The 25236-nt window shown below is 69.0% G+C and carries 26 protein-coding genes; 10 read left to right on the plus strand and 16 right to left on the minus strand.

Annotation, left to right across the window (positions count from 1 at the left end):
- Positions 1-52: 52 nt before the first annotated feature.
- Both ACZ7OU_RS06895 and mctP read left to right on the plus strand, forming a co-directional pair.
- A complete protein-coding gene (locus tag ACZ7OU_RS06895) occupies positions 53-331 on the plus strand; it encodes a DUF3311 domain-containing protein (RefSeq protein ID WP_470240235.1) in 279 nt (92 codons plus the stop codon).
- On the plus strand, positions 328-1983 hold the full coding sequence (gene mctP, locus ACZ7OU_RS06900) for a monocarboxylate uptake permease MctP (RefSeq protein WP_470240236.1): 1656 nt from the start codon (positions 328-330) through the stop codon (positions 1981-1983). Before ACZ7OU_RS06895 ends, mctP begins: the two co-directional genes overlap by 4 nt.
- On the opposite strand, the gene ACZ7OU_RS06905 is transcribed toward mctP, so the two are convergent.
- Genes ACZ7OU_RS06905 through ACZ7OU_RS06915 form a run of 3 tightly spaced genes read right to left on the minus strand, consistent with a single transcriptional unit; the run spans position 1980 to position 4136 of the window.
- Positions 1980-2582 carry a hypothetical protein gene (locus tag ACZ7OU_RS06905; RefSeq protein ID WP_470254474.1) on the minus strand — a complete coding sequence of 201 codons (603 nt, stop codon included), beginning with the start codon at positions 2580-2582 and terminating at the stop codon, positions 1980-1982. The genes mctP and ACZ7OU_RS06905 overlap by 4 nt on opposite strands.
- A 19-nt stretch (positions 2583-2601) precedes the next feature.
- Positions 2602-3774 (minus strand): RNA polymerase sigma factor, encoded by a 1173-nt coding sequence (locus ACZ7OU_RS06910; protein WP_470254475.1) that lies wholly within the window; start codon positions 3772-3774, stop codon positions 2602-2604.
- Complete coding sequence (locus tag ACZ7OU_RS06915; RefSeq protein ID WP_470254476.1) at positions 3771-4136, minus strand: YciI family protein; 366 nt, start codon at positions 4134-4136, stop codon at positions 3771-3773. The genes ACZ7OU_RS06910 and ACZ7OU_RS06915 overlap by 4 nt, the downstream gene beginning before the upstream one ends.
- A 78-nt stretch (positions 4137-4214) precedes the next feature.
- Here ACZ7OU_RS06915 and ACZ7OU_RS06920 point away from each other — a divergent pair, with 78 nt between their 5' ends.
- A complete protein-coding gene (locus ACZ7OU_RS06920) occupies positions 4215-4787 on the plus strand; it encodes a peroxidase-related enzyme (protein ID WP_470254477.1) in 573 nt (190 codons plus the stop codon).
- Here the strand turns inward: ACZ7OU_RS06920 and ACZ7OU_RS06925 are convergent.
- From ACZ7OU_RS06925 to ACZ7OU_RS06940, 4 genes are all read right to left on the minus strand, one after another.
- Positions 4784-5713: a bifunctional helix-turn-helix transcriptional regulator/GNAT family N-acetyltransferase gene (locus ACZ7OU_RS06925; RefSeq protein WP_470254478.1), complete on the minus strand. Its 930-nt coding sequence runs from the start codon at positions 5711-5713 to the stop codon at positions 4784-4786. The two genes, ACZ7OU_RS06920 and ACZ7OU_RS06925, sit on opposite strands and share 4 nt — an antisense overlap.
- A gap of 231 nt (positions 5714-5944) precedes the next feature.
- On the minus strand, positions 5945-6094 hold the full coding sequence (locus ACZ7OU_RS06930; protein WP_196425803.1) for a hypothetical protein: 150 nt from the start codon (positions 6092-6094) through the stop codon (positions 5945-5947).
- A 234-nt stretch (positions 6095-6328) separates the two neighbouring features.
- Positions 6329-7519, minus strand: coding sequence for an AAA family ATPase (locus ACZ7OU_RS06935; protein WP_470240242.1), 1191 nt, complete (start codon positions 7517-7519; stop codon positions 6329-6331).
- A gap of 153 nt (positions 7520-7672) precedes the next feature.
- The gene (locus tag ACZ7OU_RS06940) at positions 7673-8407 is read right to left on the minus strand and encodes a MerR family transcriptional regulator (protein ID WP_470254479.1); all 735 of its coding nucleotides are present in this window, start codon (positions 8405-8407) and stop codon (positions 7673-7675) included.
- Positions 8408-8578: 171 nt separating this feature from the next.
- On the opposite strand from ACZ7OU_RS06940, the gene ACZ7OU_RS06945 reads away from it, so the two are divergent.
- Complete coding sequence (locus ACZ7OU_RS06945; protein WP_470254480.1) at positions 8579-9124, plus strand: DoxX family membrane protein; 546 nt, start codon at positions 8579-8581, stop codon at positions 9122-9124.
- Positions 9125-9173: 49 nt separating this feature from the next.
- Here ACZ7OU_RS06945 and ACZ7OU_RS06950 read toward each other — a convergent pair whose 3' ends face one another.
- Positions 9174-10478, minus strand: coding sequence for an acetyl-CoA C-acetyltransferase (locus ACZ7OU_RS06950; RefSeq protein WP_470254481.1), 1305 nt, complete (start codon positions 10476-10478; stop codon positions 9174-9176).
- Between the two features lie 93 nt (positions 10479-10571).
- Between ACZ7OU_RS06950 and ACZ7OU_RS06955 the strand changes: the two genes are divergently transcribed.
- Both ACZ7OU_RS06955 and ACZ7OU_RS06960 read left to right on the plus strand, forming a co-directional pair.
- Positions 10572-11906, plus strand: coding sequence for a 3-oxoacyl-ACP reductase (locus ACZ7OU_RS06955; RefSeq protein WP_470254482.1), 1335 nt, complete (start codon positions 10572-10574; stop codon positions 11904-11906).
- Position 11907: 1 nt separating this feature from the next.
- Positions 11908-12738: a MaoC family dehydratase gene (locus tag ACZ7OU_RS06960; protein ID WP_470240247.1), complete on the plus strand. Its 831-nt coding sequence runs from the start codon at positions 11908-11910 to the stop codon at positions 12736-12738.
- Here the strand turns inward: ACZ7OU_RS06960 and ACZ7OU_RS06965 are convergent.
- Positions 12730-13386: a TetR/AcrR family transcriptional regulator gene (locus ACZ7OU_RS06965; protein ID WP_285477575.1), complete on the minus strand. Its 657-nt coding sequence runs from the start codon at positions 13384-13386 to the stop codon at positions 12730-12732. The genes ACZ7OU_RS06960 and ACZ7OU_RS06965 overlap by 9 nt on opposite strands.
- A 126-nt stretch (positions 13387-13512) precedes the next feature.
- Here ACZ7OU_RS06965 and ACZ7OU_RS06970 point away from each other — a divergent pair, with 126 nt between their 5' ends.
- Both ACZ7OU_RS06970 and ACZ7OU_RS06975 read left to right on the plus strand, forming a co-directional pair.
- Entirely contained in the window at positions 13513-14175 is a 663-nt protein-coding gene (locus ACZ7OU_RS06970) for an SCP2 sterol-binding domain-containing protein (protein ID WP_470254483.1), read from the plus strand.
- Between the two features lie 9 nt (positions 14176-14184).
- A complete protein-coding gene (locus tag ACZ7OU_RS06975) occupies positions 14185-14796 on the plus strand; it encodes an SCP2 sterol-binding domain-containing protein (RefSeq protein WP_470254484.1) in 612 nt (203 codons plus the stop codon).
- Between the two features lie 12 nt (positions 14797-14808).
- Here the strand turns inward: ACZ7OU_RS06975 and ACZ7OU_RS06980 are convergent, their stop codons facing one another.
- Together ACZ7OU_RS06980 and ACZ7OU_RS06985 are read right to left on the minus strand one after the other, a co-directional pair.
- Complete coding sequence (locus ACZ7OU_RS06980; RefSeq protein WP_470254485.1) at positions 14809-15222, minus strand: very short patch repair endonuclease; 414 nt, start codon at positions 15220-15222, stop codon at positions 14809-14811.
- Between the two features lie 24 nt (positions 15223-15246).
- Positions 15247-15720, minus strand: a complete 474-nt coding sequence (locus ACZ7OU_RS06985; protein ID WP_470254486.1) for an FxsA family protein — start codon at positions 15718-15720, stop codon at positions 15247-15249.
- 68 nt (positions 15721-15788) lie between these two features.
- Here ACZ7OU_RS06985 and ACZ7OU_RS06990 point away from each other — a divergent pair, with 68 nt between their 5' ends.
- Positions 15789-17162 carry a pentapeptide repeat-containing protein gene (locus ACZ7OU_RS06990; RefSeq protein WP_470254487.1) on the plus strand — a complete coding sequence of 458 codons (1374 nt, stop codon included), beginning with the start codon at positions 15789-15791 and terminating at the stop codon, positions 17160-17162.
- Here ACZ7OU_RS06990 and ACZ7OU_RS06995 read toward each other — a convergent pair.
- The 5 genes from ACZ7OU_RS06995 to pdhA form a co-directional block, all read right to left on the minus strand.
- Positions 17159-19105, minus strand: a complete 1947-nt coding sequence (locus ACZ7OU_RS06995; RefSeq protein WP_470240796.1) for an ABC transporter ATP-binding protein — start codon at positions 19103-19105, stop codon at positions 17159-17161. The genes ACZ7OU_RS06990 and ACZ7OU_RS06995 overlap by 4 nt on opposite strands.
- A gap of 20 nt (positions 19106-19125) precedes the next feature.
- Positions 19126-19716: a TetR/AcrR family transcriptional regulator gene (locus tag ACZ7OU_RS07000; RefSeq protein ID WP_470240262.1), complete on the minus strand. Its 591-nt coding sequence runs from the start codon at positions 19714-19716 to the stop codon at positions 19126-19128.
- Positions 19717-19862: 146 nt separating this feature from the next.
- The gene (locus tag ACZ7OU_RS07005) at positions 19863-21194 is read right to left on the minus strand and encodes a dihydrolipoamide acetyltransferase family protein (RefSeq protein ID WP_470254488.1); all 1332 of its coding nucleotides are present in this window, start codon (positions 21192-21194) and stop codon (positions 19863-19865) included.
- A 16-nt stretch (positions 21195-21210) separates the two neighbouring features.
- A complete protein-coding gene (locus tag ACZ7OU_RS07010; RefSeq protein ID WP_470254489.1) occupies positions 21211-22203 on the minus strand; it encodes an alpha-ketoacid dehydrogenase subunit beta in 993 nt (330 codons plus the stop codon).
- On the minus strand, positions 22203-23408 hold the full coding sequence (pdhA, locus tag ACZ7OU_RS07015; RefSeq protein ID WP_470240266.1) for a pyruvate dehydrogenase (acetyl-transferring) E1 component subunit alpha: 1206 nt from the start codon (positions 23406-23408) through the stop codon (positions 22203-22205). The genes ACZ7OU_RS07010 and pdhA overlap by 1 nt, the downstream gene beginning before the upstream one ends.
- 371 nt (positions 23409-23779) lie before the next feature.
- Here pdhA and ACZ7OU_RS07020 point away from each other — a divergent pair, with 371 nt between their 5' ends.
- Complete coding sequence (locus ACZ7OU_RS07020; RefSeq protein ID WP_470254490.1) at positions 23780-25201, plus strand: M20/M25/M40 family metallo-hydrolase; 1422 nt, start codon at positions 23780-23782, stop codon at positions 25199-25201.
- The last annotated feature ends 35 nt before the right edge of the window (positions 25202-25236 follow it).

The raw sequence follows: 25236 nt of genomic DNA on the forward strand, positions 1-25236 counted from the left end.
CACCGAAGTTCTAAGGTCAGGCGGTCGGTTACGGGAGTGTTAGGTGAGGTCGATGTCGACTGAAAAGCACGACGGAAAGGTGCGCGGGCTGCGGTTCAGTCCGTGGAACCTGCTCCTGATCGTCCCGCTGCTGGTCCTGGTCACGCCACTGTTCAACATGGACGGTCCGCGGCTGTTCGGGATGCCGTTCTTCTACTGGTTCCAGTTCCTCTTCGTCGCGGTCGGGGTGCTCAGCACCTGGATCGTCTACATGATGACGCGGGAGAAGAAGACCGGTGGCGCGCCGGACAAGCTGAGCGTTGACGACCTGGACGAGGGGGACGCTCGATGAGCAACCTGCAGTGGCCCGAGCTGATCATCTTCACGATCTTGTTCGCGCTGGTCACCGTCCTCGGGTTCATGGCCTCGCGCTGGCAGCGCGGGAGCACGCTCGACCACCTGGACGAATGGGGCCTCGGCGGCCGCAAGTTCGGCTCGTGGATCACGTGGTTCCTGCTCGGCGGCGACCTCTACACGGCGTACACGTTCGTCGCGGTGCCCGCGCTGGTGTTCAGCGCCGGCGCGCTCGGCCTGTACGCGCTGCCGTACACGATCGTCGTCTACCCGATCGTGCTGCTCCCGGCGCTGCGGATGTGGTCGGTGTCGCGGGTCCGCGGCTACGTCACCCCGGCCGACTTCGTGCGCGGGCGCTTCGGCTCCCCGATCCTCGCGCTGCTGGTGGCGATCACCGGCATCGTCGCGACCATGCCGTACATCGCGCTGCAGCTGGTCGGCCTCGAAGCCGTCCTGCGGACGATGGGCATCAACGGCTCCGGCATCGTCGGGCACCTGCCGCTGCTGGTCGCCTTCGTGATCCTGGCGTTCTACACGTACCAGTCCGGCCTGCGGGCGCCGGCGCTGATCGCGTTCGTCAAGGACATCCTGATCTACATCGTCATCCTCGTGGCGATCATCTACCTGCCCTCGAAGCTGGGCGGCTGGTCGCACATCTTCGACACGGCGGCGAAGAAGCTCGGCACGCCGAGCCCGGCCACCGGCAAGCCGGCCGGGTCGATCCTGCTGACCGCCAACAACCAGCTGCAGTACGCGACGCTGGCGCTGGGTTCGGCACTGGCGCTGTTCCTCTACCCGCACTCGCTGACCAGCGTGCTGGCCTCGCGCGGCCGGAGCGTCATCAAGCGGAACATGGTCGCGCTGCCGGCGTACTCGCTGGTGCTGGGCCTGCTGGCGCTGCTCGGGTACGTGGCGATCACGGCGGGCATCAAGCCGCTGACGAACGCGGCCACCGGCAAGGCGGACGGCAACACGATCGTCCCGGTGCTGTTCGACAGCCAGTTCTCGTCGTGGTTCGCCGGCATCGCGTTCGCCGCGATCGGCATCGGCGCGCTGGTGCCCGCCGCGATCATGTCGATCGCCGCGGCCAACCTGTGGACCCGCAACATCTACAAGGAGTACATCCGCAAGAACGCGACACCGCAGGAAGAAGCGAAGCAGGCGAAGCTGGCTTCGCTGGTCGTGAAGCTCGGCGCGGTGGCCGTGATCATCCTGATCGACCCGCAGTTCTCGATCGACCTCCAGCTCATCGGCGGCGTGCTGATCCTCCAGACGCTGCCGGCCGTGGCACTCGCGCTGTACACGCGCTGGTTCCACCGCTGGGGCCTGATCGCGGGCTGGGTCGTCGGCATCGGCTGGGGCCTGATCATGCTGTACGGCATCCCCAACCCCGCCAACGGCAAGCAGCACTTCGGCGGTTCGGCGCTGGCCATGGGCAACATGTCGATCTTCGGCTGGCACCCGTTCGCGGGCTCCCAGGTCCAGATCTACGTCGGCTTCGTCGCCCTGATCGCCAACCTGGTGGTCGCGGCGATCGTCACGGTGATCGCGCGCCAGATGAAGGTGTTCAACGGCACCGACGACACCAACGCCGAGGACTACCACGCCGACGAGAACGACAAGGACCTGCGCCCCATCGGTGTCCACTAAGGACGGAGACGGGCGATCATCGTCCGTGAGACGAGGTAGAGCACCAGCCCGTTGAGCAGGTGCCAGAGGAAGTGCGTGCCGGCCGGGACGTAGTCGCACACGTCCCGGTCGAGCGTGCGCAGGCTCAACGAGAGCGCGATGACCGCGCCCGCGACGGCGAAGTGCGTCCAGTAGGCGTCGCGCTCGAAGGCCAGCAGCGCGGCGAAGATCCCGAGCCCGATCAACGCGGACAGGTACAGCCCACCGCCCAGCAACGCGGTCACGACGGTGAGCGCGAGAAACGCGGGCGCAGCGAGCCAGGCCCAGCGCCAGCCGTAGAAGACGCGCGCGAACAACACGGCGTACACCAGCACGAACGCGAGGATGCTGACCGAGTCCGCGACCCCGGCCCAGCGCGTCGCGAGCAGGTGGAAAACGGTGCTGCCGGCGAAAACCAGCCCGATGAGCACGGCCAGCAACCGCCCGACGCGGTCCCCCGCGGCCAGCCGCCACACCAGCACGGCGGCGACGAGAAAAGCAAGGTTGCTGAGACTGTTGAGCGGCTCACCCCAGAGCCCGGGCCCGACGCGTTCGCAGTACCAGTCGACGTAGTCCGTCACGGGACCAGCCAACCAGGGATCAGCCGCACGCGGCCAGGCGTCGCTCGAGGAAAGCTCGCTGCGGCCCGGAACACGGCAGGTCGAGCGCTCGCCGGTAGTGCCGCGCGGCCTCATCGGAGTCACCGGCCCGCAGGTACAACGTCCCCAGCGCGGCGGACCACGGCAGGTGCCCGGCGAGATCGGTCCTCAGCGCTTCCACCTCGGCGATGCCGGCCCGGGGCCCGTCGACCTCGGCGAGTGCGATCGCCCGGTTGAGCCGCACGACCACGGACGGCCGTACGAGCAGCAGATCGTCGTAGAGCGCCAGGATCCGCCGCCGATCCGGCACCGGCGCGGTGTGGCACAACGCGATGGCCGCTTCGACGTGGAACGCCGACAGTGCGGGCCCCGCGCAGGACCGCTCGAAGACCTGCGCCCCTTCCCACACGAGTGCGGCGTCCCACCGGCTCCGGTCCTGTTCGCCGATCGGCAGCAGCTCGTCGCGCGCCGGCAGCCGGCTGGCCTGCAGCAGCTGCAGCGCGAGCAACGCGCCGACGCGCGGCAGGTCGGTCCGCGCGTCGGTGGTCAGCAGCCGGGTCAGCCGGATCGCCTCGGCGCACAGCTCACGGCGCACCACCAGCTCGCCGGTCGTGGCCTGGTAGCCCTCGTTGAACAGCAGGTAGAGCACGTCGAGCACACCGTCCAAGCGTGCCTCCAGCGGCTCCGGCACTTCGACCGCTTCGCCGGACTCACGGAACCACTTCTTCGCGCGCACGAGTCGTTGCGCGACCGCGGATTCCTTCGCCAGCAACGCCGGAGCGATCTCTCGAACGCCGAGTCCGCCTACGATCTTCAGCGTCAACGCGACTTGGGAGGCGCGCGGCAGCGCGGGGTGGCAGCACCGGAACATCAACGCCAGTTCGCCGTCGTCGGCCTCCGGTACGTCCCCGGTCAGCAGGGGAAGCTTCGCGCGCAACGTCTTCTCGCGGCGCACGGCGTCGAGCGCCCGGTTGCGGGCGACGCGGAAGAGCCAGCCGCGGGGGTTGGCCGGTACGCCGGAGACCGGCCAGGTGCGCAACGCGAGTTCCAGCGCGTCGGCCAGGCAGTCTTCCGCCAGGTCCAGCCGGTCCGGTCCGAGCGCCCGGGTCAGGGTGGCGAGGATCGGTCCGGTGCTGTGCCGGAACAGCCGCTCGACCACCCCGGCCGTCGTCATCGCAGGTGGGCTTCGCGGGCGTCCTGGTCGGTCAGCGCGATCTCGTGCAGCACGAACCGGCCGATCCCGTCCTCGGCGATCGGGTGCTTGAGAAACAGCTTCGCCGCTTCGTCGAGGCTCTCGGCTCGAACGACGATGTAGCCGGCGATCACCTCGCTCGACTCCGTGAACGGCCCGTTCAGGACGGTGCCCGCGTGCACCACCTTCGAGTCCGGCGCCAGCCCGGCCGCGGTCACCAGCCGCCCGGCGGCCCGCAGCTCCTCCTGCCAGGCCAGGTACCGGTCGATCCCGCTCGCGACCAGGTCCGGGTCCGGCTCGGCCGGCTCCGGCGGGAACACCATGAACGCGGCGAATGTCGGCATGTCGGCTCCTTCGTCTCCGCTGAGAATGGCCCTTAGACGAACGAGGCGCCACGGAATCGACACGGCTAGCGTGAAGGAATGAGCGACGTGAGCCGGTTTCCGGTGGTGGAACTCGAAGACCTGCCCGACGACCTCCGCGAGCGCGTCGGCGTGATCGCGGAGAAGTCCGGGTTCACCCCGAACATCTTCCGCGCGCTCGGCCACCGGCCCGCCGAGCTGCGCGCGTTCCTCGACTACCACGACGCCCTCATGGAACGCTCCGGCGGCTTGTCCAAAGCGGAACGCGAGCTGGTCGTCGTCGCGACGTCCGGGGCCAACCACTGCACCTACTGTGTCGTCGCGCACGGGGCCATCCTGCGCATCCGCGCCAAGGACCCCGAGCTGGCCGACCGCGTGTCGAGCAACCCGTGGCAGGTGGAGCTGGACGAACGCGGCCGCGCCATCGTCGACCTCGCGCTCGCTCTCGCCCAGGACTCCGCGCTGTTCGGCGAAGGCGACATCGAAGCCGCGCGCGACGCCGGCCTCACCGACGACGAGATCTGGGACGTCGGCGCGATCACGGCGTTGTTCGCGATGTCGAACCGGCTCGCGCACCTGACCGCGTTGCGCCCGAACCCGGAGTTCTACCTGCTCGGCCGCACGCCGCGCTAGAACTCCAGGCGCCAGGTCTCGTCGGTCAGCTTCGGGCCCCAGTCGTCGAAATCCGCTTCGCCGGCCAGCTCGAACCCGGCCGCGCGGTAGATCGAGCGCGCCGCGGTCAGGATCGAGACCGTCGACAGCTCCATCCCGCGGTAGCCGTGCGCCTTCGCGAAGGAAACGCACTCGGCGACCAGCCGCTTGCCGACGCCGTGGCCGCGGGCCGACGGTTCGAGCAGCAGCAGTCGCAGCTTCGCCGTGTCCGCGTCCGGCCCGCGGGTGCACGCGATGCCGCCGACGCGCTCGCCGTCGAGCTCGGCGATCCAGAACGCCTGCCCCGGGTCGTCGCGGGTCTCGACGAAGTCGGCGACGATGCGGGCGACCAGACCCTCGAACCGGTCGGTGAAGCCGTACTCCCGGCCGTAGAGCGCGCCGTGCCGTTCCACCACCCATCCGAGGTCACCCGGTCGTGGCGGACGCAGTACGAGCACCGGGTCGCGCCGGCGGTCGCCGACCAGGTCGCCGATCGTGCGCATCGCGGCCAGCAGGCGCTGCTGGTCTTCGTCGGCGAAGCGCCGCAGCAGCCCGCCGATCTGCTCGGTGGACCGGCGGTTGAGGAGGTCGTACGCGTCGCGGCCCGCCGCCGTCGGCCGCACCAGCTGGCGGCGGGCGTCCTCATCGGAGCGTTCGCGCGAGATCAGCCCGCGGGACTCGAGGCGGGCGAGCAGCCTGCTGGCGTAGCCGGCGTCGAGGTCGAGGCGCTTGCGCAGGTCGGTCACCGGCAGCGGGTCCTGGTGGGCGAGCTCGAAGAGCACGCGGGCTTCCGGCAGCGAGTACTCGGCGTCCGCCGGTCCTTCGTCGAGCACGCCGATGACCCCGGTGTAGAGCCGGTTGAAAGCGCGGACCGCGGCCACCCGGTCGGCCGTCTGAGCGTTGTTCATTGACCACCTCAACAAACTCGTTGACGAAGTCAAAGAATACTGCCGGAGCCGGCGCGGGCAAATGGATTTCCGGACCCCGGACATGGGAAACCCCGCGATGCTGCCAGGTCGGGGGTCCGCCAGCATCACGGGGTCGTAGGGGGTATCGACGCCCCTTGGGGCGGCGTTACATCTTCAGCCCTTTGTGGCATAGGTCACTCGAATGGGCGACCGCCAAGGGGTGAAGAAGGGTCAGCGCATGTAGCCCGAGCGAGCCTGCGCGATCGCGATGAGTTCCTGACGGACCGTCGCGGTGGCGGCGGTGTCGATCGCACGGTTCAGCGACCGGCGAGTGCGAGCCTCGGCGCGACGAGCACGGAGCTTGGCGGCGATGTTGTTCATCGGTTTCTGCATCCCCTTCGGAGGGTCTTGGTGGCTTGTGCCTCTAGTATGCACCTTTTTTCACAAAGATTCCAACGAATATCCGGTGACCTGCGGCACTCACCGATGAATCATCGGCGAATGAGGCATACAGCCGGATGAATCCGGGTGTCGGCGGTCACGATGAAGCAACCCGCGTAGGGGCTTCTAAGAAGATCTAGAGATTTTCCGATATTTGGCTAGCGACCGTGAGAGTCAGTCGCGGCCGAGCAGGTAGTGGCCGAAGTGCGGCACGGTGAAGGCGATCTGGCCCCGCTCGGCGGAGTAGACGAGGCCCTTCTTCATCAGGCTGTCGCGAGCCGGCGACAACGACGACGGCTTGCGCCCGAGGAACACGGCGACGTCGGCGGTGCCGGCCGGTTCGTCGCGCCCCTGGGTCAGCTCGGCCATCGCCTGCAGGTACTCCCGCTCGGCGGGCGTCGCGCGTTCGTAGCGCGAGCCGAAGAAGCCGACCGCCAGCTCCGACTCCGCCTCGGGCGCCGCGACCTGGACGTCCTTGACCGTGATCGGGTCGGACGGCGCCGCGTCCCAGGCCGCCTTGCCGTAGGCCTGGATGAAGTACGGGTAGCCACCGGAGGCGTCGAAGAGCGCGTCGAGGGCTTCCGGCTCGATGCCGGCGTCCTCGCGTTCGATCGGCGCCATCACGGCGAAGTCGGCGTCCTCGCGCTCGAGCCGGTCGATGCGCGCGTAGCGGAAGAGCCGTTCGGAATACGACTTGGACGCCGAGAGCACGGCGGGTACGTGCGGCAGCCCGGCGCCGACGACGACCAGCGGCGCCCCGGACTGCGACAGCTCGTGGCAGGCCGCGCAGAGCGCGGAGACGTCGTCGGGCTGGAGGTCCTGAATCTCGTCGATGAACACCGCGACGCCGGTCCCGACGTCCGCGGCCAGCTCGGCGACGTCGGTGAACAGCTCGACGAGGTCGATCTCGATGTCCCCGGAGTCCGCGCGCCCCTGCGCGGCGGGTACGTCGATGCCCGGCTGCCAGCGGTCGCGCAGTTTCGCGTCGGCCTTGTTGGCCCGCAGCGCAAACGCTTTCAGCACGCCGAGCACCTCTTCGACCCGGTCCGGCGCGCGGTGCCGCACGGCGAGGTCCCGGATGGCCCGGTGCAGCGCGGCGGACAGCGGCCGCCGCAGCTCGGCGTCCGGCCGCGCCTCGATCTTCCCGGCGCCCCACTTGTGCCGCACGGCCATCGCGCGCAGCTCCCCGAGGAGCACGGTCTTGCCGACCCCGCGCAGCCCGGTCAGGACGAGACTGCGTTCGGGTCTCCCCCGCGCGACCCGTTCGAGCACCACTTCGAACGCCTTGAGCTCACGCTCGCGCCCGGCCAGCTCGGGCGGCCGTTGCCCGGCGCCCGGTGCGAAGGGGTTGCGGATGGGGTCCACTCTGCCAAGTTATCGACGTATCTAGCGCGAGCCCGATATTCCGCCATAGACGGCTAGGCGTGTCGCCGAGGTTCCGCCGGATGGCCGTACATAGAGACGAACAGGTCTGCAGCCCTGCTCGTCCCTACCCCCAGCGCGCACTACGACGTCGCGCTAGTCGGCCAGGTTCCGTTCCGCGTAGATCTTCATCGCGTCGCGGACGAATTCCGCGCCCGGGCCTTCGAACCCGTAACGCGGGTCGTCGACGTACAGCCGGCCCAAGCCCGCGAAGTACCCCGCGGACACCGACGACACCGCCGGCTTGAGCCACGCGTGCAGCCGCCGCGTGATCGCCTGGACGTCGTCGGAATCCACCGCTTGCCCGGCCGCGTGGGCCGCGCCGAACGCCGCGCTGATGTCCAGCTGCTCCTGCTGGTGGGCCTTCTTCTCTTCTGCGGACAACGAGCTCCACCACTGGTCGCCGCGGCGGTACGCGTCAGCGCCCCAGCGCTCGGTGACCTCCTTCTCGTACTGCGTGTGGTCGAAGCCGTCGAAGACTTCTTCTGCCATCAGCCGTTCACCTCCCTTCAGTTTCCGTAGCGTGGTCCGGACCGAATCGATCTGCCGTCCGATCCGCCGCCGCTCCTGTTCGAGCAGCTCCAGGTGGGTCTCGAGCGCCGCGACGCGGTCGCGTTGCCCGTCCAGGACCTCCGCGATGGCCTCGAGCCCGAGGCCGAGTTCGCGCAGCAACAGGATCCGCTGCAGCCGGACGAGCGCCTGCTCGTCGTAGTAGCGGTAGCCGTTGCTGCCGACGCGGCTGGGTTCGAGCAGACCGACCGCGCCGTAGTGGCGCAGCGTCCGGCTCGTGGTCCCGGCCGAGCGGGCGATGTCCTGGATCGACCACTCCATGCCTTCGACGATAGAAGTTGACGCTGCGTCAAGGTCAAGCGCTAAAGCTTTCTAGTGCTCTCTAGCAACTCGGTGATATTCGCGCAGAAACCCCGATGAGGATTCGACGACGGGACGAGCGGGCACCCAAGCGGTAGGTTCGACCAGGCAGCGGCCCGTACGAGGAAGGCAATGACCGTGATACTCCGTCGAGTGGCTCGTCCCCTGCTCGCCACGATCTTCGTGACGGGCGGAATCAATGCGATGAGGCAGGCCGAAGGGCACGCGAAGGCGGCGGAACCCTTCCTCAACAGCGCGTTCGAGAAGGTCGGCGACGTCGTGCCGGAGCAGGTTCCGCGCGATCCGGTGACGCTCGTCCGCATCGACGCCGCCGTGAAGATCGGCGCCGGCCTCGCGCTCGCGTCCGGCAAGGCGCCGCGGCTCGCGGCCGGGCTGCTGCTCGGCAGCCTGGTGCCGACGACGCTCGCCGCGCACAGCTTCTGGACCATCAAGGACCCGGGCGAGCGGCAGAAGCAGAAGATCCAGTTCTTCAAGAACGCGAGCGTGGCCGGCGGCCTGCTGCTCGCGGTCGGCGACACGCACGGGAAGCCGTCGGCGGCCTGGCGCGCGCGTCACGCCGCGAAGGACGTCGGCGCTGCCGCCGGGAAGCTGAGCCGCAAGGCCGAGAAGCGCGCGAACAAGCTCGCGAAGCGGGCCCAGAAGGCGCTCCCCAACTGATGCGCGAAAAGGGCCGCCCCTCGCGAGGGGCGGCCCTTTTGCGTGTCCGCTACTTCTCCAGGATCGCGGTGACGCCCTGGCCGCCCGCCGCGCAGATCGAGATCAGGCCGCGGCCGGATCCCTTCTCGTGCAGCAGCTTCGCCAGCGTCGCGACGATCCGGCCGCCGGTCGCGGCGAACGGGTGCCCGGCCGCCAGCGAAGAGCCGTTGACGTTGAGCTTCGCCCGGTCGATCGCCCCGAGCGGCGCGTCCAGCTCCAGCTTCTCCTTGGCGAACGCCGGGTCCTCCCACGCCTTGAGCGTGGCCAGTACCTGCGACGCGAACGCCTCGTGGATCTCGTAGAAGTCGAAGTCCTGCAGTGAAAGCCCGGCCCGCGTGAGCATCCGCGGCACGGCGTAGGCGGGCGCCATCAGCAGGCCCTCCTCGCCGTGCACGTAGTCGACGGCCGCGGTCTGCGAGAACGTCAGGTACGCCAGCACCGGCAGCTTGTGCGCCTTCGCCCACTCGTCGGTGGCGAGCAGGACGGTCGACGCGCCGTCGGTCAGCGGCGTCGAGTTGCCCGCGGTCATCGTGCCGCCGGGGCCGCCGAAGGCCGGCTTGAGCTTGGCGAGCTTCTCCGCGGTCGAGTCGGCGCGCAGGTTCTGGTCGCGCGCGAGCTTGAGGAACGGCGTCACGAGGTCGTCGAAGAACCCGCGGTCGTAGGCGGCGGCGAGGTGCTGGTGGCTGGCCGCGGCCAGCTCGTCCTGCGCCTCGCGGGTGATCTCCCAGATCTTCGCGGTGAGCGCCGCGTGCTCGCCCATCGAGAGGCCGGTGCGCGGCTCCTCGTTGCGCGGGATCGCCGGGACGATGTGCCCAGGGCGGATCTTCGCGACGAGCTTCAGCCGGTCGCCGAGCGTCTTGGCGCTGTTGAGCTGGATGAGGATCTGCCGCAGGTCCTCGTTGACGGCCAGCGGCGCGTCGCTCGTGGTGTCGACGCCGCCGGCGATGGCCGAGTCGATCTGGCCGAGCGCGATCTTGTTCGCGACGTTGACGATCGCCTGCAGGCCGGTGCCGCACGCCATCTGGACGTCGGACGCGGGTGTCGCGGGCGAGAGCTTGCTGCCGAGCACGCTCTCGCGGGCCAGGTTGAAGTCCTTCGAGTGCTTGAGCACGGCGCCGGCCGCGACCTCGCCGATCAGCTCGCCCTGCAACGAGAAGCGGCTGACCAGACCGTCGAGCGCGGCGGTGAACATGTCCTGGTTCGACGCCTTCGCGTACGGGCCGTTGGACCGCGCGAAGGGGATCCGGTTGCCCCCGATGATCGCGACCTTGCGAACGGCAGGTGCCTCTTTTGAATGTCGCGGTTTCGGCGGCATGAACGTCACCTCTCTGGTCGGCTCTCTCACACTGTAACCTACTCACAAGTAGGTTAGACTGCGACGTGACGCAGACTGCACGGGAGGCATTCGATGGCGGACAGGTACCAGCAGTTCACGAAAACCCCGTTGGGGAAGTTCGTGGTGCCGAAGCTCGGCCTGCCCAACCCCGCCACACTGCGCCGGTACAAGCCCGGACAGCCCGCTCTCGAGGGTCCCGCACTCCTGGGTGCCGCGCCCGGTGGACGGCTCGAAAAAACCCTTCGTGACCAGCTGGCCGACGCCGGCGTCGACGTCGTCACCACTTCGGGTGACCGGCACGCGGCGCTCGTCTTCGACGCCACCGGCGTCACCGAGCCCGGTCAGCTGCGCGCGGTCTACGACTTCTTCCACCCGGTGATCCGCAGCGTCGGGCCGTCCGGCCGCGTCGTCGTCCTGGGCACGCCGCCGGAGCAGGTCGAGGGGCGCGAGCGGATCGCCCAGCGCGCTCTCGAGGGCTTCGTACGCTCCGTCGGCAAGGAGCTGAAGCGCGGCGCGACGGCTCAGCTCGTGTACGTCGCCGAAGGCGCCGAAGAGGCGACGGAGTCGACACTGCGTTTCCTGCTCTCCGCGAAGTCCGCGTTCGTCGACGCCCAGGTCATCCGGATCGGCGCCGAGGGCAAGACGGCCGTCGCGCCGTCGAACTGGGAGAAGCCCCTCGACGGCAAGGTCGCGCTGGTCACCGGCGCGTCCCGCGGCATCGGCGCGGCGATCGCCGAGGTGCTGGCCCGCGACGGCGCGCACGTCGTCGCGCTCGACATCCCCGCCCAGGGCGCCGACCTGTCCAAGGTGGCGAACAAGATCGGCGGGTCGTCGCTGCAGCTCGACATCACTTCGCCGAGCGCGCCCGCGAAGCTCGCGGAGTACCTGAAGGAGCGTCACGGCGGTGTCGACGTCGTCGTGCACAACGCGGGCATCACGCGCGACAAGACGCTCGGCAACATGAGCGAGAGCGCGTGGGACTCGGTGATCGCGGTGAACCTGGCGTCCCAGCTCGCGGTGAACGACAAGCTGCTCGGCGACAAGATCCTGCGGGAGAACGGCCGCATCATCGGCGTATCGTCGATCGCGGGCATCGCCGGCAACGTCGGCCAGGCGAACTACGCGACGTCCAAGGCGGGCGTGATCGGCATGGTGAACGTCGGCGCGCCGCAGCTCGCGGCGTACGGCGGCACGATCAACGCCGTCGCGCCGGGGTTCATCGAGACGAAGATGACGGCGGCGGTCCCGCTGTTCATCCGCGAGGCCGGGCGGCGGCTGTCGAGCCTCGGCCAGGGCGGGCTGCCGGTCGACGTCGCCGAGACGATCGCCTGGTACGCGAACCCGGCGTCGGCCGCGGTGAACGGCAACGTGGTCCGCGTCTGCGGCCAGGCCCTGCTGGGGGCCTGACGTGGTGATCCGCGAACTCGACAGCACGCCGAGCCTGGCGACGCTGTACCCGAAGGCACTGCTCGGCTTTCGCAAAACGGGCTCTTCGCTGCCCGACACGGAGCTGGTCCGCACGGGCGTCGTCGTCGACCCGGCGCACCTGGCGGCGTACAACACGGTGTGCGGCTTCCGGCTGAGCGACGAGCTGCCGGCGACGTACCCGCACATGCTGGCGTTCCCGCTGCAGATGGCGCTGATGACCGAGTCGGGATTCCCGTTCCCGCTGCTCGGCATGGTCCACGTGGCGAACCGCATCACCCAGCACCGCGCCCTGCGCCTGGGCGAGCCACTGACGATCCGGGTGCGCGCGGAGAACCTGCGCCCGCACGAGAAGGGCCGTCAGTTCGACGTCGTCAGCGAAGCTTGGGCCGGCGACGACCTGGTGTGGATCGACGTGAGCACGTACCTGCGTCGCGGCGGTGGCTCTTCTTCCTCACGCCGCGACCAGCTGGCCCCACCGACCCCGGACGCGATCTGGCGCATCCCAGGAGACATCGGCCGGCGTTATGCGGAGGTCTCGGGCGACCGCAACCCGATCCACCTGCACCCGCTGACAGCGCGCCTGTTCGGCTTCCCCCGCGCAATCGCCCACGGGATGTGGACGAAGGCCCACGCCCTGGCCGCGTTCGAAGGCCGGCTGCCGTCGGCGTTCACGATCGACGTCCGTTTCAAGCAGCCGGTGCTGCTCCCGGCCAAGGCGGGCTTCACGTCGTGGGCCACGCCGGAGGGCTGGGCGTTCGAGCTGTGGAGCAAGGCAAAGCCGCACCTGGAAGGCACGATCACTTCACTCTGAGGGCTTCCAGACCTCGCCCTCGATGAGGTCGTTGAAGCCGAGCCAGACGAGGTTCATCAGCCACGACGCCAGGACGCCGTCGGAGATGTCGGGGTGGTCGAGGGCCCAGTCGGCCAGCGACTCGGCCGCCCCGACCAGCGCCGCGGACAGCCCCTCGCCGGAGAACTCGGCCTGCTCGCCGACGCCCTTGCGGGTACCCGCGGACACGACGAGCGCCGCGACCAGCTGGATCGCGCGCGCCCGCATGTCGGTGATCTCCGCGGCGAACGCGCCGCCGACGGTCAGCGCCTGGCGGTGCAGGACCGTCCACGACTCGCGGTACTCCGCGACGAAGCGGTAGAACGACCGCAGGCCGTGCCAGAGCTGCATGTCCGGCGGCAGGTCGGGCTTCACGCCGGCCTGGATGGCCTCGAGCAGGCGGGTCGCCTCGCGGCGGATGCACGCACCGAACAGGTCCTCCTTGGACCCGAGGTAGGTGTAGATCATCGGCTTCGAGACGCCCGCGACGTCGGAGATCTCGTCCATCGAGGCCGCGTGGTAGCCGTGACGGGAGAAGACCTGGACGGCCGCGTCCAGGATCTGCCGCTCGCGCACGGCGCGTGGAAGCCGCCGAGCCCGTTCGGGCGGACGCTGATCATCCTCTGACACGCTGGACCTCCCTGTTGCTGCCCGGAGACGGTACCGGGCGTTGCCCCGGGAGGGTGATTTCGGCACGCTTGCCCGCCTACCTACTGGCGGGTAGCCTACGTGTGAGTAACTTGAGAGGGAGTGACCATGGCCGACAACGCCGGGATGACCAGCGCAGATCAGGTCGCGGAGCTCCGCGGGGCGGCGCTGCTGGACGCCCTGGAGCGGCTCGACCCCGTGGGTCCCGAAGCGCACGCCCTCGACGTCAACGCCCTCGCTGACGCGGTCAACCCCCGCGACCTCGGCAAGGACGACTTCCGAAGAGTGCTGAAGGCGCTCCTGCGGCTGGCGGAGCGCGCCCCGGCGTTCGACCTGAGCAAGGTCGAACCGGCCCGCTTCGCATCCCTGGTGTCCTCGGCGTCGCGCGCGCAGCTCGAGAGCGTCGTCGCGGACCGGCCGCTCCGGGAGCGCGTGCTGGACGAGATCTTCGCCCGCATGGGCGCGCACATTCGGCCCGACCGCGCCCGCGACCTGCACGCGGTGGTCCACTGGCGGCTCTCAGGAGGCGCCGGCGAAGGCGGCTACGACCGCTACGAGACGGCGATTTCGCACGGCTCGTGCACGGTGAGCCGCGACATGCGCTCGTCGCCGAGGGTCACGATCACGATCGCACCGGCGGACTTCTTCCGGCTGATCACCCACCAGTCGACGCCGGCGGTGTTGTTCGTCACGGGAAGAATCAAGGTCAAGGGCGATTTGGCCTTCGCGGCGGGTCTGATCGGATACTTCGACCTCCCGCACCCCGTATAGTTCGTCGCCGTGCCCCGAAAAGCGAAGTGGCGCCTTTCCCGGCCCCGCAGTGTTCGTGGCGGCCATGCGGTCAACGCGTTCGCGGACAAGCTGGTCCTCGCCAACCTGACGGCCGAGCAGTTCATCCAGGTGCTGGAAACCCTGCACATGCTGGGCTCGGCCGGAGCGGGCATCGAGCTGAGCTCCCTGTCGACAGACGTCCTGGTGGACGTGGTCCGCCGCTGTTCCCGCGACCAGCTGAAGGCCATCGCAGACCACCCGGAGCTGCGTTCGGTGTTCCTGGACGAGATATTCCGCCGAATGTCCGAGCACTTCTTGCCGGAACGCGCACGCCACGTGGATTTCGTGGTTTCCTGGCGCTTTTCCGACGGCGCAGGCGAAGACGGGTACGACCGTTTCCAGACGGTGATCGAGGACGGGTTGTGCGTTTCTTCGACCGACCTGTCCCGAACCCCGGACACCACGATCACCCTGTCGGTGGACGACTTCATCAAGATGGCAACGGGCAACGCGGCGGTGGCAGCGATGTTCGTGACGGGCCGGGTGAAGGTGAAGGGCGAGTACGCCCCGGCGGTCCGGTTCTCCAGCTACTTCGACATCCCCAAGCCATCCGTGGACTAGCTGGCCCGACTCTCAGCGGCGTTCCCGGATCGCGGTCATGACCCGGTCAGCCGCGGTTTCCGCGGTCTCATGTTCCCAGATTCGAAGCGCCAGCCAGCCGGCATCGTCGAGGCGTGCGTCGGTGTCGGCGTCGCGTCGCCGATTGGTCTCGATCTTCTCTCGCCAGAAGTCGGCGTTGTTCTTCGGCCAGGTCGCGTGCTCCGGACACCCGTGCCAAAAGCACCCGTCCACGAAGACGGCCACGCGGGCGGGACCGAAGACTAGGTCCGCCTCCCGCCGCACTCTTTTGACCGGTCGCCGGTGCACTCGGTAGCGGAAGCCCGCGCCGTGGAGGATTCTGCGTAGTGCCATCTCGATCCCGGTGTTCCGGGACTTCTGCTTGCTCATCCGGATGCGTACCGCGGATGTGGTCTTCAAGCGCTCCACGCGCACATTGTGGCAAGGTTCGAGTCAGTTCTCCACGACCCGACCCTCGATGACCGTCGGCTGGTCGCGACGCGGTTGGGGCTCGGTAGGCGGGACCACTTCACTGTCCACCACCATCACCGGCCCACGCCGCTGGTTGGCGAACCGCACCGCCCGCTTCTCCATCCGCTTCAGCCACACCCGACGAGCCACCGCCCGCGACGGCGGCAGCATCAGCAGCAACCCCAGGACGTCACTGACGAACCCCGGCACCAGGATCAACACCCCGCCGAGTGCGACCAGCATCCCGTCAGTGAGTTCCTTCTCCGCCGGCTGCCCGGCCCGAGCGGCGGACATGAACGCCCGCATCGCCTTGGCGCCCTCGCGGCGGGCCAGCCAGGAACCGATGAACGCGCCGGCGAGGAGGAGGCCCAGCGTGCCGAGCACGCCGACAGCCGAACCCACCGCCCAGATCGCGGCGATCTCGGCGAAGACGTAAAGCAGGAACGCGACAGCCATACCTGCACAACGAACGACCTGTCCGATTTGCTCCCGGCTACCTACACCAGCAGCTAAGGTCACCCGTCGTGTCCGACTGGCTGCGCTACTTCTTGGTCGCGATTCTGGTGTTCTTCTCAGCGGTCGTCTTCTCTCATGGACGGTCCCTGAAGCGTGCCCGTTACCCCTGGCGTGGCTCGACCGTTGCCCGCGACAATGACGGCGAGGCCGAGGCCGTGGAAGCTGCGGTGACGCGGCGGCGGCGGATGGCGGCGTCGGTGCTCGGGTGGCTGGTCGTAGCGATCCTCGTCGTGACCACCGCATCGGCGGGGCTCCTGTGGGTACTTGGGTGGCCGCAGTTCCCAAAGGCCAGCTCCTTCGACGTGCCGCAGATGCTGGACCTGCTCAAGATCGCGCTGTCGGTGGTCGCGGGGTTCGGCGGTGTCGTCCTGCTCGCGGTCAACTACCGGAAGCAGCGGGTCGCGGAGGACGAGCATGATCTCGACGTCGACCGCGCCGAACGAGAGGTCGTACAGCGGTTCAATGAGCGGCTCTCGTCGGGGGCCGAACAACTTGCTCACGACAGCCCGGCGGTCCGCCTCGCCGGTGTGTACGCCTTGGCCGGCTTGGCGGACGACTGGGCGGACAAGAGGCAGGTCTGCATCGACGTGCTGTGCGGCTACCTCCGGTTGGCCCGCGACTCGGACAAACCTGGCGAGAGTGAGGTTCGAAAGGCTGTGCTGCGTGCCATCCGTGACCGGGTGGTGGACACCGTGGAACCCTCTTGGCGAACGCTCGACTTCGACTTTACGGGTCTCGTCCTCGACAACGCAGACTTCGCCGGATTGAGCTTCGAAGGCGCGGTCATCTTCGACAACGCCGAGTTCCGCGGCGGCTTGACGTCCTTCGCCCGGACAGCGTTCAGGGGTCTTCTGAGCTTCCAGGGGACCCGATTCGCCGCCACCAGAACCAGTTTCGCCGAAGTTGTGTTCGAACGTGCGGCTGTCAACTTCGTGGGAGCGGAGTTCGTCGGAGATGTCGTGGACTTCGCCGATGGTGAGCTGTCCGGGCGGACCGTTGGTTTCTACGGTTGCCGCTTCCGAGTTCGGCGGGTGAACTTGGAAGATTTCTCGATCTCCGCCGGTACTCTGCAATTCGAAAAGTGCGACTTTGCCGATCTTGAAATCGACCTTTCGGGCCGGAGGTACGAATGGTCCGGTGGTGGTGGGGGATGGTCGAGGGTGGTCTTCTTGCACGTGCGTATGGTGCGCTGCCGCCTGGACCTGACGTGGCGAGGTGATCGCCATCGGGTGATCACCATCCTGAGCTCGGTTCTCGACACCGTTGCGATCTCGGTCGATACCTCGGAAGACGCCGGCCCGCAGAGGCTGGCCGTGCGCGACCTTGAGCTCCGTGGCGGTACTGCGCTGCCGGCGCAGTACCGCCGAAGCTCCGTCTCTTAGCTCGGCACCTCGTCCAGGTACGCCTGCGCTTGAAGCGTGAACAGGTCCGCGTACCCGGCCTTCGCCGCCATCAGCTCCTCGTGCGTTCCGTACTCCGCCACCTTTCCGTGGTCCAGCAGCAGGATCCGCTCCGCCTGCCGCACCGTCGAGAACCGGTGCGAGATGTACAGCGTCGTCCGGCCCTCCGACAGCTCCCGCAGCCGCGAGAACAGGTCGTGCTCGGCCTGCGCGTCCAACGCCGACGTCGGCTCGTCCAGGATCAACAGCGGTGCCTCACGCTGGAACGCCCGGGCCAGCGCGATCTTCTGCCACTCGCCGCCGGACAGCGAGACTCCTTGGTCGAACCAACGCCCCAACGGGCTGTCGTAGCCGCTCGGCAGTCGCTCGATGCGCTCGTCCGCGCCCGCTCGGCGGGCCGAATCCTCGATGTGGGGGCGGTCCTCCAGCCGGGTCAAGTCGCCGAGGCCGATGTTCTCCGCCGCTGTTCCCTGGTACGTCACGTAGTCCTGGAACATCGCGCTGATCCGCGTTCGCAGCTCGACCGGGTCGTACTCGCGGACGTCGACTCCGTCCAGGAGGATCCGGCCGGCGGTCGGGTCGTAGAGGCGGCAGAGCAGCTTGAACAGCGTCGACTTGCCCGCGCCGTTGCGGCCCACCACCGCCACCGTCTCGCCCGGGCGGATCTCGAAGCTGACGTTGTCGAGCGCCGGCTCGTCCGCGCCCGGGTAGGCGAAGGTCACCGCGTCGAACTCGATGTGACCGTCCACAGTGGATGGAAAGGGCCGTGGTGACGGCGGTGCCGTGATCTCCGGCTTCGTGTCCAGGAAGCGGTACAGCGTGTCGAGGTACAGGTTGTTCTCGTACATCCCCGAAAACGCCGTGAACAGCCCGGACACCGACGCCTGCACGGACGTCGCCGCGGCCGTGTACAGCGCCAGGTCGCCCAGGGTGAGGTGCCCGCCGACCGCCTGCAGCGCGATGTACAACGCGATCGCCGAACCCGCGAACGTGCTCAGCAGCCCCCAGGACGTCGAGCTCAGGTTGCGGTTGATCGTCAGCTTCCGCTGTCGCTCGTACGACACGAGGCCGAGCCGGCGGAACCGGTCGACGAAGTACGGGCCGAGCCCGAACAGCTTTGTCTCCTTGGCGTACGTGTCCGTCGTCACCAGCGAGGACAGGTAGTCCATCCGCCGCTTGATCGGCGACATCAGGAACGTCAGCCAGAACGCGCGCGAGCCGTACTTCGACTGCGAGATGAACGCCGGGATCGGCGCCAGCAGCGCGACCAGCGCCAGCAGCGGGCTCACGGCCACCAGCAGCGCGATCATGCTGCCGAACGTGATCAACGTCCGGACGAGCCCCAGCGCGGAGTTCATCATCGACAGCGGCCGCGTCGGCGCCTCCTGGGCGGCCTGGCGCAGCATGTCGTAGGACGTCGAGCCCTCGAAGTACGCGAGGTGCAGTTCGCTCGCGTGCGCCATCACCTGGTGGCGGATGGTCAGCGTCATGCGCTCCTGCAGCAGCGACTGCGCGATCGACGTCATGGCGCTGCTGATCGCGGTCGCGGCGAGCACGCCGAACTGGAACAGCGCGACGTTGACGATGTCGGCCGTCGTGCCGCGGTGCTGGATCGCCGCGACGACGGAGTCGAGAAGCAGCTTCGCGATGTACGCGGTCACCGTCGGCAGGAGGCCCGACAGCAGTGTGATCAGCGCCAGGAGGATCGTCAGGACCGGGCTGGCCTGCCACGTCAGCCGCACGACCTTCGGCAGGCCGCGGACCGTGCCGGCCACGGACGTCTTCGCGCGCTTGAGCCGCGAGCGAAGGTCCTTCGGCTGGTCTTCCGGCTTGGGCTCGGGGATCTCGACCGGCCCGGTGAGCCCGCTTTCCGGGACCGTCGACGCGTGCCGCCGTCTTCCTCGCCGAGCCAGCATGAACTCCATGCCGCCCCCACCGCCCGGGATCATTTGGCCTCCACGGCGCCGTGCAGGAAGACGTCGACCACCTGGCGCGTGGTGGCGGGGTCGTCGACCGGTGCCATCCGCCGGCCGCCGAACAACAGGGTCAGGAACAACGCGGCCAGCTGCTCGGGCGTCAGCCGCAGCCGGTCTTTTTCGGGTTCGAACAGCTCGGTGATCGCGCCGCGCATGGCGGCCATCGACTCGCTGCGGCCGCCCTTCCCCGTGCCGCGCCGGTCCTTGAGGCGCTGCTCGGGGTCGCGGTGCTTGTGCCGGCCGGACGCGTGCAGGGCGCCCATCAGCGCACCCATCCGCTCGAGGTGCGCGCCGAGCGCGTCGGCGGCCTCGACGAGGCGGTCTTCGAGCGGCTGCTCGATGGGGATTTCGGCGATCGCGTCGAGGACGTGGTCGGGGCGTAGCGCCTCGGCGGTGCAGGCGTCGAACAGCTCGTCCTTGTCCTTGAACGCGCGGAAGATGGTGCCCTCGCCGATGCCGGCGGCGCGGGCGATCTGGCTGGTCGTGACGTTGGTGCCGTGCTCCATCAGCAGGGGCAGCACCGCGTGCACGATCATGGTGCGCCGGGCTTCGACGCTCATGCCCGGCGCTCTCCGCCGGGTTTCGGGTGCTGGTGTCATGCGACCAGTGTGCGGAGTGAGTACTCACTCCGTCAAGCGAGTATGCCGACGGCGAACGCGCAGAGGGCCGCCCCGGAACCCCGGAGCGGCCCTCTACCAGCGGAAACTCAGTACGTCATCGCCATCGCCGGGTCGGCCAGCAACGCGCCGACGTCGGCCAGGAACTCCGAACCCTGCTGGCCGTCGACCACGCGGTGGTCGAAGCTCAGGGACAGCTGGAGGACCTTGCGGACCTTGATCTCGCCGTCCACCACCCACGGCTGGTCCTTGATCGCGCCGAGGCACAGGATCGCGGACTCGCCCGGGTTGATGATCGGCGTTCCGGTGTCGACGCCGAACACGCCCACGTTGGTGATCGTGATCGTGCCGTTCGCCATGTCCGCCGGCGACGTCTTGCCTTCGCGGGCGACGTCCGTGAGCTGCGTCAACGCGACAGCCAGCTCCTTCAGCGACATCGCATCGGCGTCGCGGACCTTGGGCACGATCAGGCCGCGCGGCGTCGCCGCCGCGATCCCGAGGTGCACGTAGTCCTTGAAGACGATCTCCTGCGCCGCGTCGTCCCAGACCGCGTTGATGTCCGGGGTGCGCTTCGCCGCCAGGCACACGGCCTTCGCCGCGAACGTCAGCGGCGTGACCTTGACCCCGGCGAACTCCCGCGACTTCTTCAGCTTCTCGCGGAACTCCATCATCGGCGTGACGTCGATGGTCAGGAACTCCGTGACGTGCGGAGCGGTGTACGCGCTCTGCACCATCGCCGCCGCGGTCATCTTGCGGACGCCCTTGATCGGCACGCGCCGTTCGCGGGTGCCCGGGTCGTACCCACTGTCCACAGCGGACACCGGGGCCGCCGCGACAGCGCCGTTCGCCGCCCGCTCGACGTCGTCGCGGGTGATCACGCCACCCGAAGCGGTGCCGGTCAGTGCGTGCAGGTCGACGCCGAGGTCCTTCGCGAGCTTCCGCACCGGCGGCTTCGCCAGCGGGACGTACCCGCCGCGGGGAGCAGCAGGAGCAGGAGCAGGCGCAGGCGCGGCGACGGCGACCGCAGCGGCCGGAGCAGGTGCGGGTTCCGCGCCTTTTCGGGCCCGGCGCTGCGTGACGACTGTCTTGGAGCCGTAACCGACCAGCGGCTTCATCTCTTCTTCTTCGGCAGGCGCGGCAGCAGCGGCGGCCGGGGCCGGAGCGGCTGCTCCGCCGGGGTCGACGTCGATGGTGAGGATCGGCGTGCCGACCTCCACCGTCTGCCCCGGCTCGACGAGCAGCTCCGTGATGACGCCGGCCCAGGGGATCGGCAGTTCGACGGCGGCTTTCGCGGTCTCGATCTCGACCACGATCTGGTTGACCGTCACGGTGTCGCCCGGCTTCACCTGCCAGGCCAGGATGTCGGCTTCGGTCAGCCCCTCGGCCGTGTCGGCCAGGGGGAACTGTTTGTACGTAGGCATTGCGCGGAGATCCCCCTTACCAGGCGAGCGAGCGGTCGACGGCGTGCAGCACCCGGTCCAGGTCGGGGAGGTAGTGCTCCTCGAGCTTGGCCGGCGGGTACGGCGTGTCGAACCCGGTCACCCGGAGGACGGGCGCTTCCAGCGAGTAGAAGCACTCCTGCTGGACGCGCGCGGCGATCTCCGAGGTCAGCGACGACTCGGACGGCGCCTCCGACAGTGCGATCAGCCGGCCGGTCTTGCGCACCGACTCGAACACCGGGCCGAGGTCCAGCGGCGAGAGCGTGCGCAGGTCGATGACCTCGAGGGACTGGCCGCCGTCTTCGGCCGCGGCGGCCGCGTCGAGCGCGACCTTCACCGACGGGCCGTACGCGACGACCGTCGCCGTCGTGCCTTCGCGGACGACCTGCGACGAGAAGACCTTGGACGGGGTGCCTTCGGTGTCGATCTCCGCGCGCAGCGCACCCGAGTGGTACAGCCGCTTCGGCTCGAAGAACAGGATCGGGTCGTCCGACTTGACCGCCTGCTGGATGCCCCAGTAGGCGTCGACGGCGTTCGAAATGGACACGACCTTGAGCCCAGGGATGTGCGCGAAGAGCGACTCCGGCGACTCCGAGTGGTGCTCGACCGCGCCGATCCCGCCGCCGAACGGCACCCGGATCACGACGGGCATCTTGACCTTGCCCTGCGTCCGGTAGTGCAGCTTCGCCAGCTGCGACGAGATTTGGTCGAAGCCCGGGAAGATGAAACCCTCGAACTGGATCTCGCACACCGGCCGGAACCCGCGCACGGCCAGGCCGACCGCGGTGCCGATGATGCCGGACTCCGAGAGCGGCGTGTCCAGCACGCGCTGCTCGCCGAAGTCCTTCTGCAGGCCGTCGGTGATCCGGAAGACGCCGCCGAGCTTGCCGACGTCCTCGCCCATGATCAGGACCTTGGGGTCCTCTTCCATCGCGCGGCGCAGGCCGAGGTTGAGCGCCTTGCCGATGGTGAGTTTCTGGAGGTCGGTCATCAGTGCTCACCCGCCGATACGAAGCCGTCGAGGTAGGACAGGAACTCTTCGCGCTGCGCGTCCAGCACCGGGTTGCCCTCGGCGTAGACGTTGCTGAAGATCCGCTCCGGCGGCGGCTCCGGCATGTTGAACGTGTACTCGCGCAGGTCGGCGGCGAAGGCGTCGGCCTCGGCCTGGACCTTGTCGAAGAAGTCGTGGTCGGCGCCGCCCTTGCGGGCCAGGAACGCCCGGACGCGCTCGATCGGGTCCTTGAGCTTCCACTCTTCGAGCTCGTCCGACAGCCGGTAGCGCGACGGGTCGTCGGTCGTCGTGTGCGCGTCCATCCGGTAGGTGAACGCCTCGATCAGCACCGGGCCGTTGCCGTGGCGGCACTCGTCGAGCGCCCAGCGGGACACCGCGAGGCAGGCCAGGACGTCGTTGCCGTCGACGCGGATGCCGGGGAAGCCGTACCCGCGGGCGCGCTGGTAGAGCGGCAGGCGCGACTGGCGCTCGGTCGGCTCCGAGATGGCCCACTGGTTGTTCTGGCAGAAGAACACCAGCGGCGCGTCGTAGACCGCGGCCCAGACGAATCCTTCGTGGACGTCGCCCTGCGAGGTCGCGCCGTCACCGAAGTAGCAGATCGTGGCTTCGCCGTCGTCGTCCCCGACCTTGCCCTCGAACTTCTGCCCCATCGCGTACCCGGCGGCGTTGAGCACCTGGTTGCCGATCACGATGCAGTACGGGTGGAAGCCCGTGCCCTGGTAGTCCCAGCCGCTGTGGTCGGTGCAGCGGAAGATGCCCAGCAGGTCCTTCATGTCGACCCCGCGCGCGTACGCGACGCCGTGCTCGCGATAGCTGGGGAACGCCATGTCGTTCTTCTTCAGCGCGCGGCCCGACCCGATCTGCGCGGCCTCCTGGCCGAGCAGCGGGACCCAGATGCCGAGCTGGCCCTGGCGCTGCATCGCGTTGGCTTCGCGGTCCGCGCGGCGGACGAGCACCATGTCGCGGTACAGGCCGCGGAGGGCTTCGTCGTCGATGTCGTCGACGTACTTGTCGAACTGCGGCGACGGGACCCGTTCGCCTTCGGGGGTGAGCAGCTGAGTCAGCTCAGCGCCACCTTCGCTGGTTGCGCGCAATCCGGCGATCACCTGCTCGGGCGAAGGCTGCGCCGCGACGGCGGCCGGCCCATCTCCAGGCTCCGGGTGCGTCCACTGTTCGGACGGCATGGGCGTTGCTCCTCGGTGTCGGTGCCTCTGGCGGCCGCTTGTGGCGACCACAGCGACTGCACCGGCGGGGACCAGCGTTTCGGGTCCGAAGCGCTCGGTCACCGTCGGCGTTGACGGTTCTCGCCGACATCCTGGCACGAAGGTCGTGGTCTTGGTCAGTCACGGATGCTGATTTGTTGCTGAGAAAGGGGGTCTGAACAGGGAAAACGTTAGGAAGCCCGAGCATCGGACCTACGAGAGTAGGTAGCCGGTGGGCGCGCTCACCAGGAGTGGCCGCGCGAGCACCCGGCCGTGCACCAGCGTGATCACCTGGTCGGGGGACGACGTTGTGATGTGCCGCACGCCGGGACGTGCATGGCAACATGGATCACGTGGAGCAGAAATCCGTTCGTGAATCCGTCGTGACGTCGTGGACCGACGACGTCATCCCGAGTCTGTCCGGGCTGGTGGCCATCCCCGCCTTGTCCCCGGCCTTCGACGCCGAGTGGGCGACGACCGGTCACCTGGCCGCCGCCGTCGAGCACGTCCGCGAGTGGATCGCCGCGCGCGACCTGCCCGGGGCGACGCTGGACGTCGTGCAGCTCGAAGGCCGCACTCCCCTGTTGCTCGTCGACGTCCCGGCGACCCCGGGCGCGGCGGACCAGGGCACCGTCCTGATGTACGGCCACCTCGACAAGCAGCCCCCGGTCGGCGGCTGGTCCGAGGGCCTCGGCCCGTGGACCCCGGTGATCCGCGACGGCCGGCTGTACGGCCGCGGGTCCGTCGACGACGGCTACTCCGGCTACGCGGCGACGACGGCGATCGAGGCCGTCCACGCCGCCGGCGGCGAGCACGCCCGGATCGTGGTGCTCCTGGAGACCGGCGAGGAGTCCGGCAGCCCCGACCTCCCCGCGTACGTCGAGTACCTGGCCGACCGCATCGGCGAGGTGTCGCTGGTGATCTGCCTCGACGCCGGCGGCAGCGACTACGAGCGGTTGTGGCTGGTCACGAGCCTGCGCGGGATGCTGCACCTGGACGTCAACGTCCAGCTGCTCGGCTCGGCGCAGCACTCCGGCATCGCGTCGGGCGTCGTCGCCAGCTCGTTCCGCGTGCTGCGGAAGCTGATCGAGCGGCTCGAGGACAGCGAGACCGGCGAACTGCTGCTGGACGAGCTCAAGGTCGACGTCCCGGCGGACCGGCTGGCGGAGCTCGAGGCCGTCTCGAAGGACTTCCCGGAGGCGCTCGCGAAGGCGTTCCCGCTGGTCGAGGGTGGTCGCGTGATCACCGAAGACGCGCTGGAGCTGCTGCTCAACAACGCGTGGCGCCCGACGCTGTCGGTGATCGGCGCCGACGGCTTCCCGAAGCCCGCCGACGCGGGCAACGTCCTGCGCGAGAGCACGACGTTGACGCTCAGCTTCCGCCTTCCCCCGACGGCCGACGCCGCGAAGGGGCTCGAAGCCGTGAAGAAGGCCCTGACCACCGACGTCCCGTACGGCGCGAAGGTCACCTTCGGTCACAACCCGCAGGCAGAGGACGGCTGGAACGCACCGACCGAGTCCCCGTGGCTGACGAACGCGCTGCGCACGGTCAGCGACGAGGTCTTCGGCCAGCCCCACCGCGCAACCGGCATGGGCGGGTCGATCCCGTTCATGGGCCTGCTCTCCCGCAAGTACCCGGAGGCGCAGTTCCTGGTGACCGGCGCCTGCGGATCCGACTCGAACATCCACGTGCCGGACGAGTGGCTGCACCTGGAGTACGCGCAGCGGGTCACCGAGGCCGTCGCGCACATCCTGGACGCCCACGCCCGCGGTTGATCTCCTCCTGAGCGGCGCTCTCCCCGGAGGGCGCC

This window comes from Amycolatopsis sp. NPDC114505 (assembly GCF_055633615.1).

Excerpts from the sequence above, each read along its gene's own strand:
- ACZ7OU_RS06895 (WP_470240235.1), top strand. The coding sequence starts at position 53 with ATGTCGACTGAAAAGCACGACGGAAAGGTGCGCGGGCTGCGGTTCAGT.
- mctP (WP_470240236.1), top strand. The coding sequence starts at position 328 with ATGAGCAACCTGCAGTGGCCCGAGCTGATCATCTTCACGATCTTGTTC.
- ACZ7OU_RS06910 (WP_470254475.1), bottom strand. The coding sequence starts at position 3,774 with ATGACGACGGCCGGGGTGGTCGAGCGGCTGTTCCGGCACAGCACCGGA.
- ACZ7OU_RS06915 (WP_470254476.1), bottom strand. The coding sequence starts at position 4,136 with ATGCCGACATTCGCCGCGTTCATGGTGTTCCCGCCGGAGCCGGCCGAG.
- ACZ7OU_RS06920 (WP_470254477.1), top strand. The coding sequence starts at position 4,215 with ATGAGCGACGTGAGCCGGTTTCCGGTGGTGGAACTCGAAGACCTGCCC.
- ACZ7OU_RS06925 (WP_470254478.1), bottom strand. The coding sequence starts at position 5,713 with ATGAACAACGCTCAGACGGCCGACCGGGTGGCCGCGGTCCGCGCTTTC.
- ACZ7OU_RS06930 (WP_196425803.1), bottom strand. The coding sequence starts at position 6,094 with ATGAACAACATCGCCGCCAAGCTCCGTGCTCGTCGCGCCGAGGCTCGC.
- ACZ7OU_RS06940 (WP_470254479.1), bottom strand. The coding sequence starts at position 8,407 with ATGGAGTGGTCGATCCAGGACATCGCCCGCTCGGCCGGGACCACGAGC.
- ACZ7OU_RS06945 (WP_470254480.1), top strand. The coding sequence starts at position 8,579 with ATGACCGTGATACTCCGTCGAGTGGCTCGTCCCCTGCTCGCCACGATC.
- ACZ7OU_RS06950 (WP_470254481.1), bottom strand. The coding sequence starts at position 10,478 with ATGCCGCCGAAACCGCGACATTCAAAAGAGGCACCTGCCGTTCGCAAG.
- ACZ7OU_RS06955 (WP_470254482.1), top strand. The coding sequence starts at position 10,572 with ATGGCGGACAGGTACCAGCAGTTCACGAAAACCCCGTTGGGGAAGTTC.
- ACZ7OU_RS06970 (WP_470254483.1), top strand. The coding sequence starts at position 13,513 with ATGGCCGACAACGCCGGGATGACCAGCGCAGATCAGGTCGCGGAGCTC.
- ACZ7OU_RS06985 (WP_470254486.1), bottom strand. The coding sequence starts at position 15,720 with ATGGCTGTCGCGTTCCTGCTTTACGTCTTCGCCGAGATCGCCGCGATC.
- ACZ7OU_RS06995 (WP_470240796.1), bottom strand. The coding sequence starts at position 19,105 with ATGGAGTTCATGCTGGCTCGGCGAGGAAGACGGCGGCACGCGTCGACG.
- ACZ7OU_RS07000 (WP_470240262.1), bottom strand. The coding sequence starts at position 19,716 with ATGAGCGTCGAAGCCCGGCGCACCATGATCGTGCACGCGGTGCTGCCC.
- ACZ7OU_RS07005 (WP_470254488.1), bottom strand. The coding sequence starts at position 21,194 with ATGCCTACGTACAAACAGTTCCCCCTGGCCGACACGGCCGAGGGGCTG.
- ACZ7OU_RS07010 (WP_470254489.1), bottom strand. The coding sequence starts at position 22,203 with ATGACCGACCTCCAGAAACTCACCATCGGCAAGGCGCTCAACCTCGGC.
- pdhA (WP_470240266.1), bottom strand. The coding sequence starts at position 23,408 with ATGCCGTCCGAACAGTGGACGCACCCGGAGCCTGGAGATGGGCCGGCC.